At 53.3% G+C, this 6945-nt stretch carries 4 protein-coding genes and 1 pseudogene; 4 read left to right on the top strand and 1 reads right to left on the bottom strand.

What is annotated here, in order from left to right:
* The 4 genes and pseudogenes from PKO01S_RS28015 to PKO01S_RS28000 form a co-directional block, all read left to right on the top strand.
* A pseudogene (locus PKO01S_RS28015) lies at positions 1-1561 on the top strand (glycosyl hydrolase); the annotation flags it as partial.
* A gap of 208 nt (positions 1562-1769) precedes the next feature.
* Positions 1770-4112, top strand: a complete 2343-nt coding sequence (locus PKO01S_RS28010; RefSeq protein ID WP_127534731.1) for an ABC transporter permease — start codon at positions 1770-1772, stop codon at positions 4110-4112.
* Between the two features lie 13 nt (positions 4113-4125).
* A complete protein-coding gene (locus tag PKO01S_RS28005; protein ID WP_127534730.1) occupies positions 4126-4893 on the top strand; it encodes an ABC transporter ATP-binding protein in 768 nt (255 codons plus the stop codon).
* An 18-nt stretch (positions 4894-4911) separates the two neighbouring features.
* On the top strand, positions 4912-6246 hold the full coding sequence (locus tag PKO01S_RS28000) for an MFS transporter (RefSeq protein ID WP_127534729.1): 1335 nt from the start codon (positions 4912-4914) through the stop codon (positions 6244-6246).
* Between the two features lie 139 nt (positions 6247-6385).
* Here the strand turns inward: PKO01S_RS28000 and PKO01S_RS27995 are convergent, their stop codons facing one another.
* Positions 6386-6712: a YnfA family protein gene (locus tag PKO01S_RS27995; protein WP_127534728.1), complete on the bottom strand. Its 327-nt coding sequence runs from the start codon at positions 6710-6712 to the stop codon at positions 6386-6388.
* Positions 6713-6945 lie beyond the last annotated feature (233 nt).

The following is a 6945-nucleotide window of genomic DNA, read 5'->3' as shown; positions in this document are numbered from 1 at the left end:
CCGCTCTGCTGTCTATCTCGACGCGAGCGGCGAGTATGTCGAGTTCACGTTGAGTGCGCCTGCCAATGCATTTGTCCTGCGTAACGCGGTGGCGGAAAATACGAACGGTACGGTTACGATCTACGCGAACGGCGTTAACAAAGGCAAATTCAACGTCACGTCCAAGTTCTCTTACCTGTATGCAACGCCAAGCACGCTTGGCCGCCTCGGTTATGACAACTCAGGCTCGAAAGCATACTGGCTCTATGAAGATTCTCAATTGATGCTGGACCAGGTGTATCCGGCTGGTACGAAGATCAAGATCCAGAAGGATGCCGGCGACGTGCCTTGGATCTATATCGACTTGCTTGAGACGGAGAACGTAGCTCCTGCCGCTTCTAATCCGGACCCGGCTAAATACGTGCAGGTGTCCTCGACGAAGTCGATCGAGCAGGCGCTGAACGAGTTCAGACAAGATTCCACGAAGAAAGGGATCTTTATCCCTGCCGGCGAGTGGGAGATCAACTCCAAAATCTTCATCTACGGCCGCGCAACGGAGATTATCGGTGCAGGTCCGTGGCATACGAAGCTCGTCGCTCCTAAGAGCCAGTCGAATACGGACGTCGGCTTCAACATTGCGTCGACGGCGAACGGCTCGACGATCCGCGACCTGTCCGCATGGGGCAACTACGTGTACAGGGTGGACGGACCTGGCAAATTCATCGATGGCAACGGCATGCAGAACGTGACGATTCAGAACATTTGGGCAGAGCACTTCGTCTGTCTGTACTGGGGCGTTAACTCTTCCTACAACACGTTCCGCGATAACCGGATCAAGAACACGTTCGCCGACGGCATCAACATGACGAACGGTTCTTCCTACAACATCATCGACAACAACTATGCACGCGGAACGGGCGACGACTCCTTTGCTCTGTTCAGTGCGATCGATGCAGGCGGTTCGTACAACGTAGGCAACAAGTACACGAACTTGACGGCAGTCAACGTAAGACGTGCTGCTGCGTTCGCGGCTTACGGCGGTTCGGATAACTTGTATCAAAATCTGTACGGAGCGGATACGCTCACGTATCCGGGGCTGACGATCAGCAGCTTGAGCTTCGGCTACAATACACTCGGCTTCGGCGATAAGGACACGGTGTTCGACGGCATTACGCTCGACCGGACGGGCGGCGACTTCTGGACCAGCGTCGGTGCCGACGACAAAATCAACGACTATCAGAACTTCGGCGCGATCTGGATTTTCGGCGGGGACCGGGCGCTGAAGAACATTTTGGTGAAAAATGTGGACATCAACAATTCAGTCTACTTCGGTCTGATGTTCCAGACGAAGTCGCCTGAAAATCTCGCCATGTCCAACATTCGATTCGAGAATATTAACATCAACAATCCGGCACGCTACGGCATCAAGTTCGTCGTCAGCGCGGAAGCCGGCCAAGGACCGGTCGTCGGCGGGGCAACCTTCACGAACGTGAAGATCAACAACCCTGGTGTTCAAGCCGTCTATGGCGCGGACCGCAGTCCGAACTTTACCGTAACGAAGGGCGCGGGGAACAACTGGTAATCAACTGATTGATAGGATTTAGTAAAAAGACCGATTCTTAGGGCGCAGTCCCTTGGAATCGGTCTTTTATTTGAAATTACATAGTTGGTATATTTTGACCATTCTGTTATCATTGTTTATATATGGATCGGGCGATTAAGAGGAATGGATTGCTCGTTTTTTTTTTGCGCCGTAAAAGCATTTGATAGGAAGGGAGCACTAGCCGTTCATGTTATTGCGTATGATGAACAACGATTTCAAGAGAAAGAAAGGCATTCATCTAGTCCTCTTTATATTTATCCTGCTGTCTGCCCTGCTCGTCTCATCCGGTACCAACATGATTATCGAGCTGACGAGATCGATCAATCATTTGTTCCAAGAGGCGAAGACGCCGCACTTCGTGCAGCTTCATTCGGGTGAGTTGAGCCAAGAAGAAGTGGACCGGATCGGCAGTTGGTCGGAAGCAAACGGCAAGGTCGTACAGCACCAGGTCGTTGAGATGGTGAACGTTGACGGCTCGAACATGTTCATGGGCGCCGAGTCCGAGAAGAGCAGTGTTATGGATATCGACATGGTGGTGCAGAATGAAGCATTCGATTATTTATTGAATCTGGACAGCCAGATCATCCATGTTCAAGACGGCGAGGTAGCCGTGCCCGTATATTATAAGCAAGCAAGAGATTTGAAGATTGGCGACACGATCCGAATCGACGACGGGAAGTTCAAGCGATCGTATCGAATCGTAGATTTCGTGCGCGATGCCCAGATGAATCCCTCTATTATTCATTCCAAAAGGTTCGTGCTCAGCCAAGCCGATTACGATTCGCTGAAGAGCAATGCGGGGGAAGCTGAATATTTGATCGAGTTCCGGCTGGACAGTCTCGCAAGCGTCGGCGCTTTCACAAGCGAATATCAGGCGTCCGGTCTGCCGAAGAAAGGTCCGGCGGTCGACTACTCGCTGTTCAAAACGTTGAACGCCTTAACGGACGGAGTCGTAGCTGCGGTCGTCATTCTCGTCAGCTTGATCTTGAACGTGATCGCCATCCTATGCATTCGGTTTACGATGCTGGCTACGATCGAAGAGGATTATCGCGAGATTAGCGTCTTGAAAGCGATTGGCATTAGCCAGAAGCATATTAAGAGATTGTATTTGTCCAAATATATGTTGATGGCTGCGGGGGCGTCCATTGCCGGTTATGCCGTCTCCTTCCTCGTCAACCGTCTCTTTACCGCTAATATTATGCTCTATATCGGCGAAGCGCCGAAGACGCCGATGCATTATGCGGTCCCGCTTGCGGCTGTTGCCGTAATATTCGTCATGGTCGTTTTCTTCTGCAGTCTTGTCCTTCGGAGATTCAAGCGGATATCCGCTGTCGAAGGGCTGCGCACAGGCAGTATGGGCGATACGAAGGTGCGTGCGAACCGGCTGTCGCTTGTCCGCAACCGGCTGCTGCCCGTTCCGGTATTTCTGGGCTTGAAGGATGTGATGCAGCGGCTCTCCATGTTCCGGCTGCTGCTGTTCGTCTTCATAGTCAGTTCATTTATCATTATTGTGCCGGTCAACTTCCTCAACACAATTCAATCGCCGAGTTTTATATCGTATATGGGTGTAGGGCAGAGCGACATCCGCATCGATCTGAGATATTCCGACGATGTCGAGAGCCGTTATCGGGAATTGGTCGACCGTGTGAGCCATGACCCGGACATTGCGCAATATTCACCGCTCGTCACGAGCCAGTTCAAAGTGTTGAATGAAGAAGGTGCTTATGACAATCTTAGCGTGGAAACGGGCGACTTCTCGATATTCCCGCTCGATTACTTGAATGGCTCCGCTCCCTCGAAGGATGACGAGATTGCGTTGTCTTACGTGAACAGCAAAGAGATGGGCAAGCATACGGGAGATACACTCATCATGACAGTGGGCAGCCGCGACAAGACGATGAAGGTCAGCGGCGTCTATCAAGACGTGACGAACGGCGGAAGGACGGCGAAGGCTGTACTGCCGTACAACGGAGATGAAGTGTTATGGTATGTCGTCAGCATGGACGTGAAGGACGAAGGGGCTATTCCAGATAAGATTGCGGAGTACGAGAAGGCGTTCTACCCGGCCAAAGTAACCGATCTGAAGGGCTACCTGAACCAGACGCTCGGCGGAACGATCAGCCAGTTGAAGCTGGTGACTGTGCTGTCGCTTGTTATCGCGGTCTGCGTCTCCATCCTGATTACATCACTGTTCTTGCGTATGCTTGTCGTGAAGGATAACGCCCAGATTGCGGTACTGCGAAGTCTTGGATTCGCCTTGTCGAGGATCAAGATCAAGTATGTGACGATGGCGCTGCTCGTTCTCTTCGTCGGCATTGCGGCTGGAACGATATTGTCCAATACGGCGGGGCAACTGCTGATCGGCGGCATTATGTCGTTCTTCGGAGCGTCGCAGATTACGTTTATCGTGAACCCGGTCTATGCCTACGTGTTGTGCCCGGCGTTGCTCGCGGCGGTGGTCGCGGTGACAACGCTGGTAAGCATCAATTCGATTAAACAATCCAACATATCGAAGACGATTGTGGAATAAGGAGGCTGCGGCCATGGTTACGATTCTGGAAGCGAAGGACGTCAATAAGTATTATACGGTCAATCAGAATGAACAGCAGAGCATATTGAAGGATATTAATTTGAAGTTGCAGAAAGGTGAATTCGTTTCTGTCATGGGGCCATCCGGCTCTGGCAAATCGACGCTTCTCTATAACATCAGCGGTATGGATAAGGTGAGTTCCGGCAGTGTTTATTTTGGCGGAGACGAAATATCGGCATACCCGGAGAAGGAGCTGGCTTCGCTGCGGCTGAACAAGATGGGGTTCATCTTCCAACATATCCACTTGCTCAAAAATATGAACATGCTCGACAACATCGTGCTGTCCGCCTATCTGGCGAAGAAAAGCAGCCGGGAATCGATTAACGGCCGGGCCGGCGAGTTGATGAAGCGGACGGGCATTGAACAATTAGCCGCTCATGACATTACGCAAGCGTCCGGAGGACAACTGCAGCGAGTGGCGATCTGCAGGGCGCTGATCAACGATCCGGAAATCTTGTTCGGCGATGAGCCGACCGGCGCATTGAACTCGCGGACGACGGATGAAATTATGGATATATTGGGCGATATTCATGCGGCGGGTACGACCATTCTGCTCGTGACGCATGACGTGAAGGTAGCGGCAAGATCGGAGCGCGTGCTGTTCATGATGGACGGAAGGCTGGTAGGCGACCGCCATATTGGCAAGTATGCGAAGGAGAAGGATGATCTGAAAGCCCGGGAGAGCGAACTGAGCGGTTGGTTGACAGGGATGGGCTTCTAACGGAAGGGGATTGCGTGCATGGAGACAATCGGACAGCAATCGTTCGGCAAGTTTCTCATCGTCTGGGCCGGACAGTTCATCTCGACGATCGGCATCGGATTGACGGCCTTCTCGCTCGGCGTCTATGCCTTCGATAAGACGAATCTGGCCACGAGCGTCGCGCTAATTACGCTGTTTACGTTCCTGCCGAACATTATGCTCCGGCCGATCGGCGGCGTGCTCGCGGACCGGTTCGACCGGCGCCTTATGATGATGATCGGCGACCTCGGCGCTGCGCTGGGACTTGCCTTTATACTGGCAATCATGCTGGCGGGCGACCTGCATCTATGGCATATTTACGTCGGCGTCGCGTTCAGCTCGATCTTCTCCGCGCTGCAAAGTCCCGCCTACAAAGCGTCGGCGACCGACTTGCTGACGGAGGAACAGTTCGCGAAGGGAAGCGGGCTTGTGCAGCTCGCCGAGTCGTCGAAGTTTCTGTTATCGCCCATTATTGCAGGCATTTTGCTCAGCGTGACGACCATCGAGACGATTCTGATCGTGAACATCGCGACCTATTTGGTTGCCATTGCCGCTGTGCTCGTCATTCGGCAAGGCATGAAGGTCAATAAGGGAGAAGGCGCAGGTCAATCCTGGACGGCGGAGCTGAAGGAAGGGTGGCTCGCGATTCGGACGAATCGGGGCGTGCTGCTGCTCGTGACGATCATCTCGGTCATTACGTTCTACTTGGGCTTTCTGGAAACGCTGATCGGTCCAATGATTTTATCGTTCGCAGGCGCGAAGACGCTCGGAACGTTCCAGTCGGTCAGTGCGATCGGCATGCTCATCAGCAGTTTGTTGATCGGGATGTTCAAGATGACGAAGAAGTATACGCTCATGCTTGTGGCGGGTCTTATTTTATCCGGCTTGGCATTCTCGCTGATCGGCTTGTCGACGAATATATATTTTATTATCGCGGCAGGCTTCCTGTTTCTCGGCTCGCTCCCATTCGTCAATACGAGCGCCGATGTGCTCGTCCGCAAGAACATTCCGAACGAGAAGCAAGGACGCGTATGGGGCATTATCGGCATCCTCTCGCAACTCGGCTTTATCGTCGCTTACAGCTTGGCAGGCTACTTGGCCGATCATGTGTTCAATCCGCTGCTTGAAGAAGGCGGCGCGCTCGAATCGACGATCGGTTCAATCATCGGCGTCGGCCCGGGCCGTGGAATCGGTCTGCTGTTTATTATCGCGGGACTGTTCGTCGTGCTCGTTGCGGCGTTAACCTCTCGAATTCGCTCGATCCGGGCGCTGGACGGGGATGGAAGTGAGGCCGGTATCGGATCGGCCGGCACGGGGAATGTTTTGCACGATTGAAGTTGACGGGGACGCTGGGTAGAGTTGTGCAGATGCGGCAAGGAGAAGGCTGCTCCGATTCGGGGCAGTCTTCTTGCTGTTGCTCGGATGCTCGCCGGGAACCGGGCTCTGCTGTACGGTCGGCGTGCGTGAAGCGAGGTTAGCCTCGCGGCGCCCACAGCATAACCGATACGCCGACGAGGCATATGGCAGCGCCGATCCAATCATATAAATCCGGCGATTTCTTATCGATCAGCCAGCCCCACAGGACGGCGAGTACAATGAATACGCCGCCGTAAGCAGCGTACACGCGGCCGAACGACGGGAAGTTCTGCCATGTCGGGATGACGCCGTAGGCGATCAGAATGACGCTTCCGACGATGCCATACCAAGCGGGTCTCGTCTCCCGCAGCCATAGCCACACCATGTAGCCTCCGCCGATTTCCGCGATCCCGGCTAGGATGAACAGGAATATAGAAAGAAACATGGGATGCTCCTTCAGGGATTAGTTAATCGCACGAAGTCGACAGCCGCCCTGGGCTAAGTGCTCATGCAGGATGCGGAGCGGACCAACCGACGATTACGATTGCATTATACATGGCTCGACCAATAGGCACAATGTGCGAGGTATCTTATACGCCCAGCCGTCTGCCTCTCGTTTAAATAGGTGTCCTCTGAAGGCTCTTAAATCGTGAATCGCCCGCCACCTTAGCATTTAAA

The sequence above is a fragment of the Paenibacillus kobensis NBRC 15729 genome (assembly GCF_004000825.1).
Classification (GTDB): domain Bacteria; phylum Bacillota; class Bacilli; order Paenibacillales; family Paenibacillaceae; genus Paenibacillus_T; species Paenibacillus_T kobensis.
The sequence above is the reverse complement of the archived record's forward strand: the minus strand, read 5'-3'. Positions and strand labels throughout refer to the sequence as shown.